The following is a 21,731-nucleotide window of genomic DNA, read 5'->3' on the forward strand; positions in this document are numbered from 1 at the left end:
GACCTTCACCGCGTCGGCGAGGATGTTGACGCCGCGCAGCATGCGCTCACGGGCATCGCGGGAGAATTTTACGTCTTTGGCAGCCATGTTTAGCTCCTGGCAGGGGCTTGGATTAAGCCCGAAGATTCAAGTTGAACGTGAGGCCGATATTCAGCCGATGATGCCCATGATGTCGGATTCCTTCATGATCAGAAGGTCTTCGCCATTGAGCTTGACTTCGGTGCCCGACCACTTGCCGAACAGGATGCGGTCGCCGGCCTTGACGTCCAGGGGGACGAGCTTGCCGGCTTCGTCGCGGGCGCCGGAGCCGACGGCGATGATCTCGCCTTCCTGCGGCTTCTCCTTCGCCGTATCGGGGATGATGATCCCGCCGGCGGTCTTGGATTCGGATTCGACCCGGCGTACGACCACGCGGTCATGAAGCGGGCGGAACTTCGACTTTGCCATTTTTTCTTCCTCGAATGAGACTGGTGAGAACAGTTCCTCCATCCGGCGATGCCGGATATGAGTTAGCACTCACCAAAGGCGAGTGCTAACGTGGCGCTGAAATAGGCGTTTGGCTTTCGAGAGTCAAGGCGCGCGGAAGGCGGCAATCGCGCGAAATTTTTCTCTAGCTTCCGGGCGATTTGGAAAACCCGGGTTACCGCTCGGGCCCCTGTTCGAATGCCGTCCTGTCAATCGGAAGTTAGTGTCCGAGGCGCAAGCCGATCTCCCGAGTTTCGAAATCAAGCAGCAGGCTGTTCTTCTCGAAATATCGGATACCGACAATGTTATGCTCAAGCCCGGGAACGATCTCTACCTCAGGATTGTACATAGTCGTGAAATTCCAATCCTCCTGGCCGTCAGTTCTTACCAATACCTTCGTGCCGGTGTTCAATGACGTGCGCGGCTTGGAGGCACCGGTAGGGAGCATGATCGTTGAATTTCCAGTGTCGTAAAGCGTTGGCCGACACGTGGGCTCAAATCCCCATGAGATACAGGAGTCGATAGTGGGAAAATTGTATCGCGAACTGGCATGTTTCCATCTTTGAACCCGGAAGTCATTTTTCACGTCTTTCGGCACGCCGATGTGGAGCGCCTCAACTTGCGGACAATTGCCGCCCTCGTTCGTACAGACCTTCCACTTGGTGCCAATCGGAGAGAGATAATAGCCCCTGTGCAGGCCAGGTCCAACGCTTACGTACGCCATCGGGGACTTGATCATCCGGTCTGGTCCGCCTCCACCAACAGGAGAGATACCGAAGATGCCCTTGGGCCAAAGCGGGCCACCAACGATTTCTCCTGTACTCCGCCTGACTTTTTTGTAGCGGATGAGGAATGGGATTGAGGTGATGGTGGAGACTGCGGAGTCCGGCGAGCCAAAAGTCACGCGAGCATAGGCGACGTTGCCGTACTCATCGTACGTTCCATAATTCATGACCGCTTCTTCTGTGGTCACCATTATCCCGTCTATCTGCTGATCCTGCGTAATCTTTATTCCCGTGTCTGAACAGGTCTCGGCGGGCAACACCGATTTGCAATCGATCGTCATTCCGCTTGATCCGGTATCGAGCAGCAGCGGTTGGTTGACTGTCCGATTGCCCAAAGAAAGAATTTTCACATAGAGCATGCGAATATTCTTGGGCTTTCCCGGGTACTCCAGTTTTATCAAGGGCACCTTAGTCGGAAGCTCCTCGGCGCCGACTGAGGCAGGTAAAAAGCACCACTGGACTGCAAAAACTCGCAGCAATGTCGCCCCAAAACTCTTCATTTCCCCGCCCGTGTTACTGGCCAACGCAGTTCCAACAAGCCGGAAATACGCGGTCACCATGATCTTGGCAATTGGATCGGCTCACCCGATGAAGCTGACTTCAAGATGTCCGGGTCATGCGAACGTGCCTATGCTCTTCTCTCCAGCGCTTCAGCCAAGCACCAGAAGCGGGCACCGTTCCGCCAGCGGATAGGAACCGCTCGGCACGATGCGCACGTCGTCGAACCAGACATTTGCCTCATCGACCAGCATGGCCAGCTTTGCGAAACTGTAGCTCGTGTCGGAGCCAGCGTAGACGTCGATTGTGTTGATCGACGCGATGCTCCATCCCGTCCGTGCGGCAAGTGCCTCGCGATCGGGGAACAGGCGGTCGAACGTGTCACGGATCGTCCGTACCTCGATTGCGCAGTCGCAGCCGCCGGTCGTGCACGCCATCGCGATCCGCCATTTGAGCGCGTGGAAATTCTCGATGTCGCCAGCCAGGACCTGGGCTTCGATGCCCGGCAAGTCCTCGGTCGTTTCCGGGCTGGCGAAAACGCGGATCGCTGCGCGCCTGCCGGGCTTCAGCACCCTTGCGATTTCGCCAAGCAGCGTATCGCGGGCCATCTTCGAATCGACGGCCGACAGGCAGCCGTCGCCGATGACCGCATCGGCACTTGCACCGCCAACGGGCAGGTCCAGCCAATTGCCGGCCACCGCCCTGCGCGAGGCATCGTCGCCGGCCCATACGCCGGAAATCATGGCCGCCGACTGATCGACCGCCAGCATCGATCTGCCCAGCACGGCCAGTTCGGGCGTCACTCCCAGGAGGAGAACGTCGGCGTCGGCCAGATCAAGCTCGCGCTCGAATATTGCAACCGTTTCCGGGGTCGGCCGAAGCGGCGCGTCCAGAAGCATCCAATGACGATGATAATTGTCCCAATGATTTGTCATTCAAATCGATTGCAAACCGAGAATTCTGGCTTTGGTATTAGCCATCGCTTAATGGAAATCGGTAGGCAAGCGAAAAGGGCGGCTGTGGCGCGTATCGTCGTGATAACTCATGAACATGACAGGTTCCAGAGCAGTCGTGACATCCTGCTGCGCAGGGACAGTCCGTACTTGCTTTTCGATGTTCTTGCGGAACTGAAAAGACGCGGCCACACGGTGCGGATCGAGCAAGGTCTGTCGAAGACATCCAGCGCCGACATTGCCGTTCTGCATGTCGATGCGACGATAACGCCCGCGGACTATCTCGACTATGCCCGGAGTTTTCCATTCTGCCTCAATGTCGCGACAGCCGACATATCCAAGCGACGGGTCAGCGGAGCGCTGGTGAACGAGGGAGACGCCTGGCAAGGCCCGGTCATCGTCAAAAGCAATCTCAACAATCAGGGCATTCCCGAGAGGCTTCTCAATCGGCGAGCGCAGCGCGCAAGCAAGCCGCTACCTTTTCCGGAGGTGCCGACACTGCAGCCTTATGAGGTCTATGATTCCCTAGGCGATGTTCCCGATGGTGTCTTCGAGCGCGACGATCTGGTCGTGGACAGGTTCATTCCGGAAAAGGAGCCTGATGGTTTTGCGGCGCGGTTCTGGGTGTTTTGCGGAGCGAGCGAACGCTGCACCCGCTACGTCTCGCCGAACGCCCTGGTCAAGGCGTCCGAAACGATCCGCCGCGAGCCGGTGCCTATTCCCGAGGAAATGCGTGCGCTGCGACATGAGCTTGGCTTCGACTACGGCAAGTTCGATTTCGTCATGCATGAGGGCAGGGCCGTGCTGCTGGACGCCAACACGACCCCTGGCCGTCCCAAAAACCTCGTGAAGATGTTCGCGGCCGGCGCCGCTCATCTGGCCGATGGTTTCGAGGGGCTGATCCGGCAATTAAGATAATCGTCCACATCGCGATGCTCTGGCCTCGCCTCCAGATACTTGACTAAGTCAAATAATTGATTGATCCTGTACGGACAGGAGAATCCCATGACGATTCATCATCACTCCGGCAACGAACGGATCGACGCGGTGCGGGCCTTCAACCGTTTCTACACCCGCCAGATCGGGCTGCTCGACGAAGGGTGGCTGAAAAGCGCTTTCTCGCTGACCGAGGCACGGGTGCTTTATGAGCTGGCGCATCGCGATGGCCTGACCGCCACCGATCTTGCGCGCGATCTCGGCCTCGATCCCGGCTATCTCAGCCGGCTGCTGAAGAAGTTCGAGGAACGCGGCCTGGTCGAGCGCGCCGCGATAGAAGCCGATGCGCGGCGTTCGTCGATCGCGTTGACGCCGGCCGGGCGGCGGGCCTTCGCGCCGCTGAACCGGGATTCGCACGATCAGGTCGCGGCCTTGCTCGACCGGTTGGCGGCATCGGACCAGGACAGGCTGGTCAAGGCAATGCAGACGGTGCAGCGCCTGCTGGGCGGCGACGGTGCCGAGCCGAAGGTGCCCTATCTGCTGCGGCCCCTGCAGGTCGGTGATGTCGGCTGGATCGTTCGTCGCCAGGGTCTCATTTACGCACAGGATTATGGCTGGGACGAAACCTATGAGGCGCTGGTCGCCGAAATCCTCGGCGCTTTCGTGAAATCCTTCGATCCGAAATGGGAGCGCAGCTGGATCGCCGAACGGGAAGGCGAGGTGGTCGGCTCGGTCTTTCTCGTGCGCAAGTCGGATGAGGTGGCGAAGCTGCGCCTGCTCTATGTCGAACCTTCGGCGCGCGGCCTCGGCATCGGCAAGCGGCTGGTCGAGGAATGCATCGGCTTTGCCCGCGCGAAAGGCTACAGAACGCTGACTTTGTGGACCAACGACATTCTCGTCTCGGCGCGCCGCATCTATGAGGCGGCGGGCTTCAAGCTTGCCGAGGAGGAACGCCACCATTCCTTCGGCAAGGATCTGGTCGGCCAGAACTGGAACCTGGAGCTGTAGCGCCCGCACGCCTCTTTGCCAGTCGGTTGATCGAAGCCGCACATCGCGCAGTCGCGACGGCCATACATTGCGAAACCAGGGATGCGGATCCCTGCAAAGGACGATCGGAAACCCTTGTCCCGCAATGTGCGCCAAGCGGCGGCCGTATGCCGTCATGAGAGGTTCGCACGGCTGTCATGCAGGTTTGTCGGCTTCTGGCGCAATACGGCGTCTTGAATGATGAGCACGCTTATTATATATACCGCTCATGGTTTCCGACGGCATCGACAGATTGGGCTTTTTGATCCACGACGTGCAGCGCTTGATGCGCAAGCGCTTCGAGGCGCGCGCCAGCGGGCTTGGCCTTTCCTCGGCGCAATGGCGGCTGATGGTGCGCGTTGCCAAGGAAGAGGGCATCACCCAGGCGCGGCTTGCCGAGCTTCTCGAAATCGAGCCGATCAGCGTGTCGCGTCTTGTCGACCGCATGGAAGAGGGCGGCTGGATCGAGCGCCGTTCCGACGCCTCCGACCGCCGCGTCCGCATGATCTTCCCAACCGCCAAGGCGAGCGAAGCCTATGCCGAGGTCAAGAGCCTCGCTGGCGAGGTCTATGAGGTATCGCTGACCGGCGTTTCGCCGGAAGATCGCCGCGTCCTGGTCAAGGCGTTGGAGGTGATGGTCGAGAACCTGACGGACGCCGAGGCGTCTTGCGTAAAAGTCAAGAGTGCGGAAGGCGCGGCAGCATGAACGCGGTAGCCAAGATAGACGAGAATGTGGCCGAGTTGGAGATGGAAGCTCCCGCACAGCCGGAGGCAACCCCCGTGGCGGTCTCTTCACCGGTAGCACCGGCACCGGTGGCGCCGAAGAAGAAGCGCCGCCTTGGCCGTTTCCTGCTGATGGTCGCGCTGCCTGCAGCGCTTGTCATCGGTGGTGCTTACGTCTGGGTGACCGGCGGCCGCTACCAGGAGACTGAGAACGCCAATCTCCAGCAGGCCAAGGTGTCGATCGCGTCGGATACGGCGGGCCGCATCGTCCAGGTCGATATCGCCGACAACCAGTCTGTCAATCGGGGCGATGTGCTGTTCGCCATCGATCCCGAGCCCTATCGGATTGCGCTCGCCCAGGCCGACGCGGCGGTGGCCGGTGCGCGCCTCAATGTCGAGCAACTGCGCGCGGCCTATAGCCAGGCGACGTCGCAGGAGAAATCCGACGCCAGCGAAGTCGGCTATGCGCAGTCGCAGTACGACCGCGCCGCTGACCTCTCCCGCAAGGGCATCAACGCCAAGTCTTCGCTGGATGAGGCCAGGAACGATCTCGACAAGGCCAAGCAGCAACTGGCTGTCGCCCAGCAGGGCATCGTCAGCGCCAAGGCTGCACTTGGCGGCAATCCCGATATCGAGACCGACAAGCATCCGACCGTGATGGCGGCACTCGCCGCGCGCGACAAGGCTGCCTACGATCTGGCGCAGACCACGGTCAAGGCGCCTGCCGACGGCGTCATCAGCCAGGCCTCGTCGTTCAAGGTCGGCCAGTATGTCGGCTCGGGCACGCCGCTGTTTTCGCTGGTCGAAACCGGCGACACCTGGATCGACGCCAATTTCAAGGAAACCCAGCTCACCCACATGAAGCCCGGCCAGAAGGCCGAGATCGTGGTTGACACCTATCCGGGCCGGACTTTCGAAGCCACGGTCAAGGCGATCGGCGCCGGCACGGGCGCCGAGTTCTCGCTGCTGCCCGCCCAGAACGCCACCGGCAACTGGGTCAAGGTCACCCAGCGCATCCCGGTGCGCCTGGAACTGACGGATGCCGATGCCAAGATGGCGCTGCGCACCGGCATGAGCGCGGCCGTAACCGTGGATACCGGCGTTGCGCGCGGCTTTCCCAAGATCTTCGGCCACGCCACGGCGGGCGAGCGCTAAACAGAATTACTCGCCATTTTGGCGAACTGAATGACAGGATTGGTCCGATGGGAGGTTGGCGAAGGGTTGAGGGTAACCGGGCCGCGTTGCGGCTTGGCCAAACCCCGGACAACCCGACGCTGGCCTTTTCGGTCCTCAGGTTTCCGGGCGGCGGGCATCCGCTCAATCGAGACGCTCGGTCGATGTAACCCCCACATCGATACGTCGCGTCCCACCGCGATGAGGGTCTCTCCACACGGAAGGCCTCGCCGTCCGGAAACCTAGCGCATCGGCCCGAAAATCGGAATCGATCTTCGGAAAGCACGATGCGCGAACTCAAAGTACGAGAGCGTACTTTGTGCGTCCAAATGGACGCACGTCGCTCTTGTGTACACGTTTTTGTCACCTGTCGGAAGTTCCGCATCATGAGCACGCCAGAATCCTTTCGCGAAGTACCACATCGCGGCCTGATCACCGTTGCGCTCATGCTGGCGACGATCATGCAGGCGCTCGACACCACGATCGCCAACGTCGCGCTGCCGACCATGACCGGCGATCTTGGCGCCTCTCCCGACAACATCAACTGGGTGCTGACCTCCTACATCGTTGCCGCCGCCATCATGACGCCGGTGACCGGCTGGCTGGCGGACCGCTTCGGCCGCAAGGAACTGTTCCTCACGTCGGTGGTCGGCTTCACCATCTTCTCGATGCTGTGCGGCATCGCCTGGAGCCTGGAGACCATGGTCTTCTTCCGGCTCATGCAAGGCGTCTTCGGCGCGGCCATCGTGCCGCTGTCGCAGACCTTCCTGCTCGACATCAACCCGAAGGAGCGTCATGGCCAGGCCATGGCCATCTGGGGCGCCGGCATCATGCTGGGGCCGATCCTGGGCCCGACGCTCGGTGGCTGGCTGACCGAGAATTTCAACTGGCGCTGGGTGTTCTTCATCAACTTGCCGGTCGGCATCCTCGCCTTCCTTGGCATGGCCGCCTACTTGCCGGCCGTTGCAAGGCGGATACGCAGCTTCGATTTCTTCGGCTTCGCCATGATATCGCTCGGCGTCGGCGCGCTGCAGCTGATGCTGGATCGCGGCGGCGAGGTCGACTGGTTTTCCTCGGTCGAGATCTGGATCGAGCTCGGTCTTTCGCTAACCGGCTTCTGGGTGTTCATCATTCACACGATGACGGCTGAACATCCCTTCATCGATCCCAAGATATTCCTCGACCGCAATTTCGTGACCGGGCTGGCGTTCATCTTCGTCATGGGCGTGCTCATCCTGGCGAGCATGTCGCTGCTGCCACCAATGCTGGCGACCATCTTCGGCTACCCGACCATGACCATCGGTGTCGTCATAGGTCCTCGCGGCATCGGCACGATGGTTGCGATGCTTGTCGTCGGGCGGCTCATGAGCAAGGTCGATGCCAGGATCCTCGTCGTCATCGGCTTCCTGCTCACCGCGCAGTCGCTCTACACCATGGCCAGCTTCACGCCGCAGATGGACAACTGGCTGATCCTCTCCTCCGGCGTCATCCAGGGCCTGGGAATGGGCATGGTGTTCGTGCCGCTGTCGACCGTGGCTTTCGCCACGCTCGACGCGCGCTTCCGCACCGATGCCACGGCGCTATTCAGCCTGGTGCGCAATCTTGGCTCGTCGATCGGCGTGTCGGTGGTGACGGTTCTCCTGGTGCGCAACACGCAGGTCAATCACAGTGAGCTTTCGACCTTCATCAACCCGTTCAACCCGAACCTATGGGCAGTCTCGCCAGCGGCGGCAGGGGGCGATCCGACGGCGCTTTCCCAAGTGGACAGAATGGTCAATATCCAAGCGATGATGATCTCTTACGTCAACGACTTCAAGCTGCTGATGATGATGACGCTGTTTGCCGTTCCGTTTGTTTTCCTGCTGCGCAAGCCAAAGGCTGGTCCGGCCGCCGGTGGCGCACCCGCCGCGCATATGGATTGATGTCTGGCGCCGGCTGGACATACCGGTCGCGCCTTCGACGCCGGCAGGATTGACGATCTTCCATGGCAAGCCGGCGTCAGGTGTCATGACTTCGAGTAAGTTGGTTCACCTGCCATTAGTACATCCTGACCAATATGCAGTTGCTTTTCGTGGCGAGCGAACCGTCGCCAAACCGGAGGAGCGCTGTTTGGCCACGAAATCATCTAGGCAAGTTTCCGAGGCGCCGGAGTCAGCCAATCTTGCCGCGCTGGCAAAGCTGGCGACCGCTTCGTACGAAACCCTCGAGCGCGATCTCAGGGCCACGATCGCGACGCTGGAAGGACAGGCGCTGCGATTTGAGACGGCGGTCGACAACATCTCGCAAGGAATCTGCTTTTTCGACGCCGATGAACGGCTGATCCTGTGCAACCGCCGCTATGCGGAAATCTACCGTATAGCGCCCGAGCAACTGCGGCCGGGTCTGATGTTGGCCGACATAGTCGAGCTCCGCGTCGCCGCCGGGACATCCGCGATGGCCGCGGACGGCTATCTTGCTTTGGCCCGATCGGTCAATTCGGCCAACCATTCAAGGGTCTGGAGCAACGAGCTCACCGACGGTCGGACAATTCAGATCTGTCATCAGCCCATGGCCGACGGCAGCTGGGTAGCCACGCATGAGGATATCACGGAACTTATTGCCAACCGCCAGATCGTCGACGAGCGCATCTCGCTGCAAACGCTGATCGACTGGGTGCCGGATTATCTCTGGGTCAAGGACACGCAAAGCCGCTTCGTCGTGGTCAACAGGGCTCTTGCAGCCGATAGCGGCCGCGAAAAGACCAGCGACATGATCGGCTTGACCGATTTCGATCTCCATGCCCCGGAACTTGCGCGGACGTTTCATGCCGTCGAGCAGAACGTCCTGCGCAGCGGACGGCCGATGGTCGATGAGGAAGAGTTCGTCGTCGACGCGTCGGGCTCCGGCAAATGGCTTTCGTCGACGAAGGTGCCGTTGCGCAATGCCCAAAATGAGATCTTCGGTCTTGTTGGCATCGCCCATGACATCACCGCCCGCAAGCAAGCCGACGTACTTCGAGACGGGCAGGCGCAGATCCTGGAAATGATCGCCATGAGCGCTCCTCTCGAAGAGGTGCTCACGCGCCTCATGCGCCTCGTCGAATCGCAGTTGACGGGAATATTCGGGTCGGTCTTGCTGCTCGACAAGGACGGCGTCCACTTGCGGCACGGCGCTGCGCCGAATTTGGCGAAAGACTACACGAGCGCCATCGACGGGGTCGCCATCGGCCCCAAGACCGGATCGTGCGGAACCGCCGTCTACCGGCGCGCGCCGGTCATTGTCACTGACATCATGCAGGATCCGCTTTGGGAAGACTATCGTGAACTGGCAAGCCCCTACGGCTATCGTTCGTGCTGGTCGACCCCGATCCTGTCACACCAGGGCGCAGTGCTGGGCGTCTTTGCCATGTATTCGATGACGGTGCGCGGACCGGTCGAGGCCGAGACCCGGCTCATCGATTTCACGACGCGTATTGCCGGGATCGCCATTGAGCGCAAGCTGGCCGAAGACCAGATACACTTCATGGCCAACCACGATGTGCTGACCGGGCTTCCCAATCGCGCCTTGCTGGAGGACCGGCTTTCGCAAGCGGTCCTCTATGCGCAGCGATACGATCGCTGGGTGACGGTGCTGTTCATCGATCTGGACAATTTCAAGCTCGTCAACGACACGCTCGGCCACAATGCCGGAGACGAGCTCCTGAAGATTGTTGCCGGCCGCATGGTCGAATGCGTCAGGGCCACCGATACCGTCGTGCGGCTTGGCGGGGACGAATTCGTCATCGTTCTGTTCGACCAGCCAGCGAACGCCGATCTCATCTCCGAGACCCTGCAAAAGATCCGGGCGGCGATCGCGGAGCCGGTCCACCTCGGCGAGCATCGGCTGAGGGCGACAGCCAGCATCGGCATTGCAAACTATCCCAAGGATGGAACAGATCCTGATATGCTGCTGGCCAATGCCGACGCAGCCATGTATCGCGCGAAGGAATTCGGCCGAGACAATTTCCAGTTCTACGCTCCCGAATTCAACATCAGGACGCAAGAGAAATTCGTGCTCCAGGAGGAATTGCGAAACGGGCTGGCCCATTCCGAGTTCACGCTGCTCTATCAACCGCAGGTCGATCTTCGATCGGGGCGGATATTCGCGGTCGAAGCGTTGATACGCTGGAAACACCCGATGCGGGGCATGGTGGCGCCTGACGCCTTCATTCCGACGGCCGAGGAGACAGGGTTGATCGTGCCGATCGGCGACTGGGTCCTGCACGAGGCCTGTCGGCAGAACAAGGAGTGGCAGGACGCGGGCCTGCCGCCCATGACCGTCTGCGTGAATGTGTCGGCACGGCAATTCAGGGAAAAGAACCTGATCGGCCGTGTCGTCGATGCGCTGAGCGCCAGCGGTCTGGAGGCCAGGTATCTCGAAGTGGAAGTGACCGAGAGCCTTATCATGCAGGACATCGACGTGGCGGTTGCCACGATGAACGCACTGCAAAACCTGGGCGTTCAAATATCCATCGACGATTTCGGAACGGGTTATTCAAGCCTGAGTGCGCTCAAGACCTTTCCCGTTGCGCGGCTGAAGATCGACAAGTCCTTTATCAACGATCTCGCCACCGACGAGAATGACCAGGCTGTCGCCAGCGCCGTGATTTCGTTGGGTCAGAAGCTCAATCTGAGGGTCATTGCCGAGGGCGTTGAAACAGACGATCAGGTGGCCTTCCTGCGCGAGAACAACTGCGATGAAATGCAGGGCTATCATTTCAGCAAGCCGATCTCGGCGCAGGACATCGAGAAATTGCTCGGCGGTCCCAAAGACTAGCGGCAGGTGGCGGCGGAACGTACTATGCCCCCAGTACCAGGCACCAATAGCGGACCGCGCCGTCGCGCCCGTCGCGTACATAGGCGAGGCCGAAGCGGCTGAAATCCGGATCGAGCATGTTGCGTCGGTGGCCGGCCGAATGCATCCAGATGTCGAACACTTTCTGCTGGTCGAAGCGGCCCTCGGCGATGTTCTCGGCAGCGGCGCCCCGCACCCCGTTGCCTTTCATGCGTGAGGCGAAATCCTTGCCCCAGCCCGTGGTGTGGCTCATGCGCGCCCGTGACGCCATGTAGCCGGCCTGCTGGAGAGCCGCCTGTTCGAGTTGCGCGTCTGCAACCAGCGCCGGCAGCCCGGCAGACGTACGGATACCGGCCAATGTCGCCGTGGCCGAGGACGACACGCCTGCGCCTTCGCCGACCGGCACCGAGACGGTACTGCAGGCGGCGATGCCGGCCAGCGCGGCAAGGCCGGCGGCCGTGAGCAGCGTGCGCCGGTTCAAGTTTGCCTGTTGATTCTCGATTTTCGCAAGGGTCATGCCTGCCTGACTTAGTCGCGATGATGGCTTTTGCCGGGCAGAGCGGCGAAAATGTCAGTCGAACCGATGGTTCTAGGCGGCTGTATCGAGATTTGCTTCCGAGGTCGGAGGACGGTTGATCCGATCGTCTTCTGTATGTTCCCACCAGGCGCCCAAGGCATCGATCAGCGGCACAAGCTTGCGGCCGGGGCCCGTGAGGTCGTAGTCGACGCGCAGCGGATAGCCCGGATGCGCCGTCCGCCGCACAATCCCAGCTTCCTCAAGTTTGCGCAGCTCCAGCGCCAGAATGCGGTGCGACACGGTAGGGTTGTCGCGTCTGAGTTCGCTGAACCGCTTGGTCCCGTCCTGCAGATAGTAGAGCAGCAGGGTCGGCCAGCGCCCGCTGAGCACACGCATGGTCTCTTCGATCGGGCAGCGCGAGACGACATCTTTCATGGGGACCTGTAGCGGGCTTGGTTACAGAATAGTGCGTAATTTACATGGGGCGACCAGCGTTTAGGGTCAAGTTTCGCTGCGCGGCGTGATCCCTAAATCATGGAAGAGAAAAATGGAACCTATCCTCCTTTATGGCTTCCCGGCGGGAAGTTCGATGGGGCTCGTCGCTGCCTTCGAACGCGTCGGACAACCTTACCGCCTGTGTCGCGTCGACATGCTCACCGAGATGAAGAACGATGCCTATGCCAGCATCAACGGCCGTCAGGAAACGCCGGTTTTGATCACTGACAGGGGCAGGGTGCTCACCGAGACCATGGCGATTGCCGCATGGCTCGAAGCCCGCGACGGTGAGCGCCGCGTCAGCTTCGACCCTAGCTCGCCGGAAGCTGATCGGATGCACCAGTTGATGGCCTTCGTGAACACCGGCTTCACTGCTGCCTTCAGTCCGCTCTGGGTGGCATTTGAAATGGCGGCGGACGAACCAGCGCTGAAGGCGACGTTGCGCGACTTCGGTCGCAAGGCCGTTACCGAACGCCACGACAAGCTCGAGGCCATGATCGCCGAGACCGGCTTTCTGGTCGGCGACCGGCTGACACTGGCAGATACTACGTTGATTGGCGTGGCACGTTGGGCGGAATTCCATCAGGCGGTCGACGCAGCCGCCTATCCAAAGCTGGCTGGACTGCGCCGCCACATCGAAGCTGATCCGGCCGTACTTTACGCACAAGCTATCGAGGACGGTGAAAACCCCGCTGGTTCAGGTGCCTGCCTCGGCCACGTCCCGCTGGCCGAGGTGATCGATCGCTTCGCTGCCTAGCTTTTGTCATGCATCTCAGCCGCGCGGCGCCAAGGTGTGGCGCGCCGCGCGGAACTGCTCGATGGCGGCGCAGGAAATCTATAACCGGATTTACCATCGCGACCATCGACTTGGCGACAACCACGCCTAAATCGACTATCATGGTGCTTGTATGAGAAGTGGCAGCTACGGGCGGCCATCCAGGCGGTGACCGCCCCGACACACGGGAGGAAGGTTATGGCCGGCTTTCATGTCATGGCGGACGCGCGTGGAATGCACGTGCAGCCCTCGGTGCGCCGCATCACCAGCGCGGACCTCTGGGATGCGCTGCGGCTCGGCGCCGACGATTTCTGGGCCAAGCCCTCGCACTACGTGTTCCTGTGCCTGATCTACCCGATCGTCGGCCTGATCCTGACGCGGTGGACTTCCGGTGCCAACGCCATCCAACTCATCTATCCCTTGATGTCGGGCTTTGCCCTGGTCGGTCCGTTTGCCGCTATCGGCCTCTACGAGATCAGCCGTCGGCGCGAGCTCGGCATGAACACCGACTGGCGGCATGCGCTGGATGTGCGCCGCTCGCCGGCGCTGCCGGCGATCGCGGCGATCGGCATCATGCTGCTCGCTTTGTTCCTGCTGTGGCTGTACACGGCCCAGGCCATCTATACCGGCCTGTTCGGCGACCAGCCGCCGGCCTCGATCGGCGCCTTCATCCGCGAGGTTCTGACGACCAGCAAGGGCTGGACGCTGATCCTTGCCGGCAATGCGGCCGGCTTCGTCTTTGCGGTGGTTGTGCTGGCAACGACTGTCATTGCCTTTCCGCTGCTACTCGACCGCGATGTCGGCGCCGTCTCGGCCATCGAGACTTCGGCGCGCGCGGTGATCGCAAATCCGCTGCAGATGGCGCTGTGGGGCTTGACCGTCGCGGTGCTGCTGGTCATCGGCTCGATCCCGCTGTTTGCCGGGCTCGCCGTGGTCATGCCGGTACTCGGCCACGCGACCTGGCATCTTTATCGCAGGGTGGTCGAACCGGAGCGGGCGCAGCAGATAAGGCGGCCCATGTAGACCACAGCGCCGCGCGTCCTTGGAACGCGCAAAGGACGCTGTAGCACTTTGATTTGGCTCATGATCCTTTCCGAAAATCGATTCCGGTTTTCGGGGTCATGCGCAACGTCACCGCTGCGCGTCGGTCGCCATCTTGAGCGCCAGCGCGGTCAGCACCGTGCCCATCATCCAGCGCTGGATCACGCCGGGGCGTTGTCCCGCCAGACTGTCATTTCCGGGCGACAGCCCGCCGCTCAGCCGACGATGCGCAGGTTGGACAATTCATTGGCGATTTCCTTGAAATTGTCCGACAGCGTTGCCCCGGTCGCGTTCCAGAACAGCTTGGCTGGCTTGGTCGAGTCGGTCGCATCCTTGCGGAAGCGCGAGTCCGAGGAACATTTCTTCAGCGCGTCGAGCGCATTCTTGTCGTCGGTTGCCGACAGGTCGAGCGCCACGGTCATGACGAGAATGTTCGAATTCTTCGCATTGGTGCAAAGGGTCTGCATCTGCTCGTCCAGCGCGGCGGTGTAATTGCCGCTGGTATAGGTGGTCTTGCCGACATTGTCGCTTGTGTTCATGAACAGCCGGGTCACGCTTCCCGACCCCGGATATGTCACGCCGGTATAGCCGTAAGCAGCGTAGGTCGACCTGTTGTTGGCATAGTTGCTGTCGCTGACGGCGCTGTAGGTGTTGGCGCCGTCGGTCAAGACGATGACCACCTTGTCGTTGCCTCTTTCGTTGTTGGGCCGCCCTTGCGTGAACGGTTCGTTGCTCGACACCGTCCGCCAGCCCCAGGCCAGGCCCTCAGGCACATTGGTGTTGCCGTTCGGCGCCATGGCGTCGATGGCGTCCTCGATCTCCAGTTTCTGGGCGTCCTGGCTGACGTCCTTCAACTGTGTGATCGGGTTGGTCGTGCAGGAAGAATTCGGACCATCGCCTGCGGCTGCCGATTTCGAGCCGTAAGGCTTGACCAGGAAATACTTGCGCATATCCGACTGCCGTTGCGTGGCGGTCGGATCGGCGCCGTAGGGCCAGTCGGCCCACCAGTTGTTGCCGTAATTATAGGAAAGGGCGGTGACATCATCGACACCATCACGGTTGAAATCGCGCCACAGCGTGCCGGCTTCGTCGGGCGCGAACATCGGCACGAACAGCGTGGCCGGAGTTGCGGTATCCGGCGTCGTGTCGTCGTCATTGTACGGATACGGCCTCGCCTCCACGCAGCCCTGCCAGCTCGCATAGCGGCTGGTGGTGTAGATGTACTCCGGGGTGGTCCAATGGCCGCTCCTGCAAGTGCCGTTTCTCTTGTAATCGTCGCAGATATATTGCTTGGTGTTGGGCACCTCTTCGCGGCCGGATTCGACCGTCATGTCGGCGTACAGGCTGAAGCGGGTCAGCGGCTGGTTTTCGGTGTCGCCCCAGCCGGTGCCGCGCTTGTACCAGACGCCGCTGATCTTCTCCGCGTATTTGGCTGGATCGTTGGCCGCACTCATCGTCGTCCAGTTGAAATCCTCGTGCTGGATCGGCGAGATGCCGTCCTGATCCATCCAGCCGTCTTGGTCATGCGTGGGGCCGACATTGACCGAGGCGGCGAATGGCACGAGAGAGAACTGCACCGGTTTGGTGATCTGCTTCATCTGCTGCGCCTGCAGCGCCAGCGTTCCGACAAGCTGCTTGGCGGCCGCCTTCAGCAGGTCTATCCGCTTCTGGCCGGTGCCGGAGCCGAGGTAGTCCATCGAGCCGGAATTGTCGAGCACGAGGGCAACTTCGAGCGTGTTCTTGAGGCGGACGTCCGAGCACGCCGTGTAGGTTGCATCCTTGGTGGTCCCGCCGATCAGCATTCCGGCGGCCGGCAGGAAATAGGGATGGTATGTCATGACGCTGCAGAGCTTCAGCGTGCCGCCGCCGGCATTGTTGTTGGGCAACGTGACCGTAAGCACCGTATCCGCCGGATCGACGTAGGCGAGATTGGCTTCGAAGAAATTCTTGGCATAGGCCTTGGCATCGCTGTCGCTGGCGCCGGAGACGATTTGCTGAGCGGTGGCGATGCCAGCGGCGTCCAGGGCGTTGAGCGCGTCCTGCTTCTGGCGAAGCAGTTGCGAATAGTCGATGCTGAGTGCCAGCCCGCCCATCAGCGGCACCATGGTGATGACCGTCATCAGCGCGTAATTGCCACGCCGATCCCGCCAGAATTTGCCCAACATGTCCTTTATTGCCCCAGCAAGCCCCAGTTATTGCGGAACATTGCCATCGATCATTAAATTTCAGATTGCTAAAATATATCCAAGACGAGCTCATCTTTTCAAAGTCGGTTAACTATTTTCCCGACCCGGCGCTTGGCCGTTCCTGGTCCGGCGCGGGCGGGACGGTTGCTTTTGAATGGACGGGAGCGTTCATGTCGATGCCAGCCGCCATTGGCGAAAGCTGGTGACAGGGCTGAGAGCTTCAGCTAATCCAGACCCGGCTGCGACGGACCGTCGGTTGCGGCTCCTGCAAACATCATGACCTGGGAAAGTGATATGGCGCATTCGCCCGACATCATCGGCTCGCTCGCGGATTTGTCGGGAGCCTACGCGGCTATTCTTTGCGATGTCTGGGGCGTGGTCCACAATGGCGAATGGCATTTCCCCGCCGCGGCCGAGGCGCTGGCCACGGCGCGTGCGATGAAAATGCCCGTGGTTCTCATCACCAACTCGCCGCGCCGAAGCGCCGACGTGGTGACGCAGATGAACGCGATCGGCGTTCCGGCCACCGCCTACGACCGCGTCGTCACCTCCGGCGACGTGACCCGTGACCTGATCATGGAGGGCCCGCGAAAGATCTTTCATATCGGCGCCGACCGCGATTTCACGCTCTATGACGGTCTCGACGTCGATCTGGTCGAGGAGTTCGAGGCCTCCGGCGTGGTCTGCACCGGCCTGTTCGACGACGAGGTGGAAAAGCCGGAAGACTATGCCGATCTCCTGCGGCGGCTGCGCGCCAGGAACCTGCCCTTCATCTGTGCCAATCCCGACATCATGGTCGAGCGTGGCCAGCGGATGATCTGGTGCGCGGGGGCACTCGCCCGCGACTATGCCCAGCTTGGCGGTCGCACGCTGATCGCCGGAAAGCCTTTTGCACCGGTCTATGATGTCGCGCTGAGGGAGGTCGCCGAATTGCTCGGCCGCCCGGTAGAACGCTCGGAAGTGCTGGCCATAGGCGATGGCATGATGACCGATATCAAGGGCGCTGCCGATAATGGCTTCGATGTGCTCTACGTATCGGGTGGCATCCACGCCCGCGACTATGGCGATCCGCTGCAGCCGGATCCGGCCAGGCTCGCCGCCTTTCTGGGAAAGCATGGCTACCAGCCGGTCGCGGTCATTCCGAGACTGCAGTAGCGCCGAGACTACAGTAGGGTCGTTGCCATGGAAGCCTCGAAATGACCGAAGCCTTCGAACGCATTTCCGCAACCTCGCCGCTGCCGCCCGGTCTGCGCGGCGGCGTGGTGGCGATCGGCAATTTCGATGGCGTTCACCGAGGTCATCAGGCCGTGCTCGAGCGCGCGCTCACCGAAGCGCGGCGACGCGGCGTGCCGGCCCTGGTGCTGAGCTTCGAGCCGCATCCGCGAAAGGTGTTCCGGCCCGACATTCCGCTGTTCGTGCTGACGCCGCCGCCGATGAAGGCGCGGCTTTTGTCGCTTCTGGGCTTTGCCGCGCTTGTCGAACAGCCGTTCACGCGCGACTTCGCTTCCTTGTCGGCCGAAGCCTTCGTGACCGACGTGCTGGACCGGAATCTCGGCATCAGTCATGCCGTGACCGGCTTCGATTTCCATTTCGGCAAGGACAGGCAAGGTGGCCCGGCCTATTTGATGGCGGCCGGCGAACGCCACGGCTTCGGTGTCACCCTGGTCGACGCCTTCCGCGACGAGGGCGCCGAGGTGGTCTCGTCGAGCCGCATCCGCACATTGCTCTGCGAGGGCGAGGTGGCCGAGGCCGCCGGCCTGCTCGGCTACCGCTTCACGGTTGAAAGCGAGGTGATCGGCGGCAAGCGGCTTGGCCGCACACTGGGCTTTCCGACCGCCAATATGAGGCTCTGGCCGGAAGCGACCCTGAAGGAAGGGATTTATGCCGTCCGCTTCCGCCGCGCCGACGGCACGCTGCATGACGGCGTCGCCAGCTTCGGCCGCCGTCCGACCGTCGACGACAATGGCGCACCGCTTCTGGAAACCTTCGTCTTCGATTTTTCCGGCGATCTCTACGGCGAGATCTGCGCGGTGTCCTTCTTCGGCTACCTGCGCTCGGAGGTGAAGTTCGACGGGCTCGACGCGCTGGTCGCGCAGATGAAGCGCGACGAGGCCGAGGCGAGGGCGCTGCTTGCCGGCGTCAGGCCGCTTTCGGACCTGGATAGCGCGATCGCTTTTTGACGCTTTTCACAACGCACGGCCGAAAATCGAAAAATACGACGGACCGTGAAGCGGTTCATTGAAGGCCGCCGCCAACGCGCCCAATGCTGCTCGATGAGAATCGACGCATTTGTGTGGAGCGTGGTGCTCCTTTGCTCCGGGATGTTCATCCTGTGCGATGGGCTGAGCGCGCATTGGGGCAAGACCGGCAGCGGCCGCAGCATGGCATACGTCATGCTGCTGTCGCCGCTCTCCTACGGGGCCTTTGCCTTTATCAACACGCGGCTGAACCTCGCCGTGACAGGAGCGCTGGTCAATACCATCGTCGTGGCCGGCGCCGTGCTGGTCGGCGTGATCGTTTTCAAGGAAGAGGTGTCCTCGCTGCAATATGTCGGGATCGCGCTGGCGCTGATCGCGGTGACGCTGCTCAATCTGTCGTAAGCGAGGCCGCCTATTTCTTCAGCGCCATTACTTCTTCAGCGCCATTACTTCTTCAGCGCAAGGCCGACGGCGATGAAAGTCCAACCCTGGAAGATCAGGTCGATGGCCAGGAAAAGCCCCAGCACCCACAGGCTGTTGACCGGCCAGCCCATGGCGATGACCAGGCCGGCCAGCGCGCTGATGACGCCTGCCGCGACCAGCCAGCCCCAGCCTTTTTCCGGCTTGTGCTTGTAGCCGACCCAGGCCCTGAGTACCCCTGAAGCGAGGAGGGCGACCGCCAGCAGGAAAGTCAGAACTGCCGAGGCCAGCAGCGGATTATAGAAGGCGAAGAACCCGGCGACGGCGTAGAGCAGGCCGCTAAGCAACCAGTAGAAGAACCGGCCCCATGTCTTGACGCCGAAGGCATGGATGATTTCGATGACGCCCGCCATAAGCATCAGCCAGCCGACGACATAGACCGAGGCGACCGTGGCGATGAACAGATTGCCGAAGGCGATACCGCCGAAGATCAAAAGCAGCACGCCGAGTGCGACGAACCATCCCCATTTCGCTTTCGTCTGACTGATCGCGTCCTTCAAGGCGTCGCCTTGCAATGTCATCGCCCTTCTCCCTCAAGCTTATCTGGCCTTTTGCCGGCTTGGAGGGTAACGCCGATAGGCTTGCCGGTAAAGCGAGCAGGTTGGAAGCGCTGCACCTAAATTAGGCGCGAGCGATCCGCCTGCGAGACGCCCGCTCTTGACCAGAGCAGCCGTTGCAAGTTCATTTGTGAAAGGTTGGTTGGTGCCTCCATCGTGGCATCGGGTTCGTCGCTCTATCCACGCTTGGTGAGATTAGGGAAGCAAAATGAGCGATGTGGACGAACAACTCGATCTCAGCGAGATCAACGCCGTCCGCGAATTGCTGGGGTCAAAGCCGCGCCCGGTGGGCTGGGACGAACGCCGGGCGCGGCTCGACGAGGTCGGTTCGGTCTGGCCGATCGCCGATGACATCCGATGCGAGGATGTGGTTTTCGATGGCCTCTCGGGAGAATGGTCCCTGGCGCCCGGGAGCGACAGGGATAAGGTTCTGCTCTTTTTCCACGGCGGCGGCTACTGCTCGGGCTCGCTCAAAAGCCATCGTCGAATGGTGACCGAGGCGGGTCGCGCAATGGGGATGCGTACCCTCGCGATCGACTATCGACGCGCACCCGAACATCCTTTCCCCGCGCAGCATGAAGACGCCCTCACGGCGTGGCGCTTTCTGAGCCGGGAGGGAATCGCACCGGATCGTATCGTGGTTGGCGGAGACAGTGCGGGCGGCAACCTCACTCTGTGCCTGGCAAGCAGATTGCGCGCCGCAGGCGAGCCGTTGCCGCGCGGTCTTTGGCTGGTTTCGCCCTGGACTGACCTTTCGATGTCGGGCGCGACACTGTCGACCAAGGATGCGATCGACCCCATTATTCACCGGGCATATCTGGAGGAACTGGCGGTCGCCTATGTCCCCCCTGGTGTTGGCCGGCGCGATCCCCTGATTTCGCCGCTGTTTGCCGATCTGGGCGGATTTCCCCCGATGCTGATACAGGTCGGTTCCGTCGAGACGCTGTTGTCGGATGCAACGCGGCTCGCGGAAGCCGCCGGCGCGGCTGACGTCAAGGTGCGCCTCGAAATCTGGCCGCATATGATCCACGCCTGGCCGGTCTGGAATGCAGGATTGAGCGCCGGTCGCCGCGCGCTCCACAGCGCGGGCACGTTCGTCCGCGGCTATTTGTAATCTCTGGAGCGGTTTCTGGCGCCTGAGGTTTCGGTCTGGGATATTGGCGCGCCATATGGTTGGCGACAATGCCGAAGAGTCCCGTCCTGATGTTACGGGTATTAAGTCAAATTTTACCGAACTGACGCCATGGCTTGAGTGATGCCGGGTGTCTTCGCCGGCATGTTTCGCGTATGGAGTGACAATGCGTTCCGTCAAAGCGTTTCAGCTGGTTTTGGCTACCTCCATGCTCGCCGCACCAGGCATCGCCAAAGCGGGCGAGGGCGCTTTCGGCTGGCTCTCCGGCGACTGGTATCTGACGGTCGGCGCCACCGGCCTGGTCGCCCCGGATTTCGAAGGCGCCAAGAGCTATATGCTCGGCGCCCTGCCGATCATCTCGCTCGGCAAGGCCGGCCCGCAGGCCCGCTTCACCTCGCGTAACGACAATATCTCATTGGCGCTGGTCGACGATGGCGGCGTCCGCGCAGGCTTGACCGGCAAGATCCTGTTTTCGCGCGATGGCGGCGACGCCGACGAGCTGAAAGGCCTCGACCCGGTGCGCTGGGGTGGCGAGGCCGGTGGCTTCTTCGAATTCTATCCGCTGGACTGGCTACGCGCCCGCGCCGAGTTGCGCCACGGCATTCGCGCCCATAACGGCTTTGTCGCCGACATTGCCGCCGACGCCTTCTACGATGTAACGCCGGAGGTCAGGATTTCGGGCGGGCCGCGTGTTTCGTTCGCCTCATCGGACTATTTCGACACCTATTACGGGGTCAATGCCGAGGAGGCCGTGGCTTCCGGCCTCAGCGAATACCATCCGGGCGGCGGCGTGAAATCGGCGGGTCTCGGCGGCGCGGTGACCTGGAAGGTGACCGAGCCGATGACAGCCAGCCTGTTCGGCGAATATTCGCGCCTGATGGGTCCGGCGGCCGATTCCAGCCTGGTCAAGGAGCGCGGCGACCGCAACCAGTTCACCGTCGGCGTGTCGACGACCTATCGCTTCGATTTCTCGATGTGA

General features: G+C 61.4%; 20 protein-coding genes. 13 read left to right on the forward strand and 7 right to left on the reverse strand.

Features of this window, described 5'->3' with window-relative positions; genetic code table 11:
- Positions 1-150: 150 nt before the first annotated feature.
- From groES to C9427_RS00015, 3 genes are all read right to left on the reverse strand, one after another.
- Positions 151-447, reverse strand: a complete 297-nt coding sequence (gene groES / locus C9427_RS00005) for a co-chaperone GroES (protein WP_006203049.1) — start codon at positions 445-447, stop codon at positions 151-153.
- 238 nt (positions 448-685) lie between these two features.
- Positions 686-1,774 (reverse strand): hypothetical protein, encoded by a 1,089-nt coding sequence (locus tag C9427_RS00010; RefSeq protein WP_146172475.1) that lies wholly within the window; start codon positions 1,772-1,774, stop codon positions 686-688.
- Between the two features lie 126 nt (positions 1,775-1,900).
- Entirely contained in the window at positions 1,901-2,647 is a 747-nt protein-coding gene (locus C9427_RS00015; RefSeq protein ID WP_245436930.1) for a class I SAM-dependent methyltransferase, read from the reverse strand.
- Positions 2,648-2,650: 3 nt separating this feature from the next.
- On the opposite strand from C9427_RS00015, the gene C9427_RS00020 reads away from it, so the two are divergent.
- From C9427_RS00020 to C9427_RS00045, 6 genes are all read left to right on the forward strand, one after another.
- Positions 2,651-3,619 carry a hypothetical protein gene (locus tag C9427_RS00020; protein WP_245436931.1) on the forward strand — a complete coding sequence of 323 codons (969 nt, stop codon included), beginning with the start codon at positions 2,651-2,653 and terminating at the stop codon, positions 3,617-3,619.
- Between the two features lie 87 nt (positions 3,620-3,706).
- Positions 3,707-4,645 (forward strand): bifunctional helix-turn-helix transcriptional regulator/GNAT family N-acetyltransferase, encoded by a 939-nt coding sequence (locus C9427_RS00025; RefSeq protein ID WP_107647197.1) that lies wholly within the window; start codon positions 3,707-3,709, stop codon positions 4,643-4,645.
- 247 nt (positions 4,646-4,892) lie between these two features.
- On the forward strand, positions 4,893-5,369 hold the full coding sequence (locus C9427_RS00030) for a MarR family winged helix-turn-helix transcriptional regulator (protein ID WP_107647198.1): 477 nt from the start codon (positions 4,893-4,895) through the stop codon (positions 5,367-5,369).
- Entirely contained in the window at positions 5,366-6,541 is a 1,176-nt protein-coding gene (locus C9427_RS00035) for an HlyD family secretion protein (RefSeq protein WP_107647199.1), read from the forward strand. The genes C9427_RS00030 and C9427_RS00035 overlap by 4 nt, the downstream gene beginning before the upstream one ends.
- A 404-nt stretch (positions 6,542-6,945) precedes the next feature.
- Positions 6,946-8,481: a DHA2 family efflux MFS transporter permease subunit gene (locus tag C9427_RS00040; protein ID WP_107647200.1), complete on the forward strand. Its 1,536-nt coding sequence runs from the start codon at positions 6,946-6,948 to the stop codon at positions 8,479-8,481.
- Positions 8,482-8,668: 187 nt separating this feature from the next.
- Positions 8,669-11,353, forward strand: a complete 2,685-nt coding sequence (locus C9427_RS00045) for an EAL domain-containing protein (RefSeq protein ID WP_107647219.1) — start codon at positions 8,669-8,671, stop codon at positions 11,351-11,353.
- A 22-nt stretch (positions 11,354-11,375) separates the two neighbouring features.
- Here the strand turns inward: C9427_RS00045 and C9427_RS00050 are convergent, their stop codons facing one another.
- Positions 11,376-11,888, reverse strand: a complete 513-nt coding sequence (locus tag C9427_RS00050) for a CAP domain-containing protein (RefSeq protein ID WP_107647201.1) — start codon at positions 11,886-11,888, stop codon at positions 11,376-11,378.
- A gap of 72 nt (positions 11,889-11,960) precedes the next feature.
- A complete protein-coding gene (locus C9427_RS00055) occupies positions 11,961-12,323 on the reverse strand; it encodes a winged helix-turn-helix transcriptional regulator (protein ID WP_107647202.1) in 363 nt (120 codons plus the stop codon).
- 112 nt (positions 12,324-12,435) lie between these two features.
- Between C9427_RS00055 and C9427_RS00060 the strand changes: the two genes are divergently transcribed.
- Positions 12,436-13,140: a glutathione S-transferase family protein gene (locus C9427_RS00060; RefSeq protein WP_107647203.1), complete on the forward strand. Its 705-nt coding sequence runs from the start codon at positions 12,436-12,438 to the stop codon at positions 13,138-13,140.
- A 216-nt stretch (positions 13,141-13,356) separates the two neighbouring features.
- A complete protein-coding gene (locus tag C9427_RS00065; protein WP_107647204.1) occupies positions 13,357-14,181 on the forward strand; it encodes a DUF2189 domain-containing protein in 825 nt (274 codons plus the stop codon).
- Positions 14,182-14,414: 233 nt separating this feature from the next.
- Here the strand turns inward: C9427_RS00065 and C9427_RS00075 are convergent, their stop codons facing one another.
- On the reverse strand, positions 14,415-16,364 hold the full coding sequence (locus C9427_RS00075; RefSeq protein WP_107647205.1) for a TadE/TadG family type IV pilus assembly protein: 1,950 nt from the start codon (positions 16,362-16,364) through the stop codon (positions 14,415-14,417).
- Between the two features lie 315 nt (positions 16,365-16,679).
- Between C9427_RS00075 and C9427_RS00080 the strand changes: the two genes are divergently transcribed.
- The 3 genes from C9427_RS00080 (at position 16,680) to C9427_RS00090 (ending at position 18,985) form a co-directional block, all read left to right on the forward strand.
- Positions 16,680-17,540, forward strand: a complete 861-nt coding sequence (locus C9427_RS00080) for a TIGR01459 family HAD-type hydrolase (RefSeq protein ID WP_167434194.1) — start codon at positions 16,680-16,682, stop codon at positions 17,538-17,540.
- 41 nt (positions 17,541-17,581) lie between these two features.
- Positions 17,582-18,565, forward strand: coding sequence for a bifunctional riboflavin kinase/FAD synthetase (locus C9427_RS00085; protein WP_107647207.1), 984 nt, complete (start codon positions 17,582-17,584; stop codon positions 18,563-18,565).
- 93 nt (positions 18,566-18,658) lie between these two features.
- Positions 18,659-18,985 (forward strand): hypothetical protein, encoded by a 327-nt coding sequence (locus C9427_RS00090; protein WP_107647208.1) that lies wholly within the window; start codon positions 18,659-18,661, stop codon positions 18,983-18,985.
- A gap of 44 nt (positions 18,986-19,029) precedes the next feature.
- Here the strand turns inward: C9427_RS00090 and C9427_RS00095 are convergent, their stop codons facing one another.
- Positions 19,030-19,584: an HdeD family acid-resistance protein gene (locus C9427_RS00095; RefSeq protein WP_107647209.1), complete on the reverse strand. Its 555-nt coding sequence runs from the start codon at positions 19,582-19,584 to the stop codon at positions 19,030-19,032.
- 244 nt (positions 19,585-19,828) lie between these two features.
- Here C9427_RS00095 and C9427_RS00100 point away from each other — a divergent pair, with 244 nt between their 5' ends.
- Both C9427_RS00100 and C9427_RS00105 read left to right on the forward strand, forming a co-directional pair.
- Entirely contained in the window at positions 19,829-20,734 is a 906-nt protein-coding gene (locus C9427_RS00100; protein WP_107647210.1) for an alpha/beta hydrolase, read from the forward strand.
- 184 nt (positions 20,735-20,918) lie between these two features.
- Positions 20,919-21,731: a MipA/OmpV family protein gene (locus C9427_RS00105; protein ID WP_107647211.1), complete on the forward strand. Its 813-nt coding sequence runs from the start codon at positions 20,919-20,921 to the stop codon at positions 21,729-21,731.

This window comes from Mesorhizobium helmanticense (assembly GCF_003034915.1).
Taxonomy (GTDB): Bacteria; Pseudomonadota; Alphaproteobacteria; order Rhizobiales; family Rhizobiaceae; genus Mesorhizobium; species Mesorhizobium helmanticense.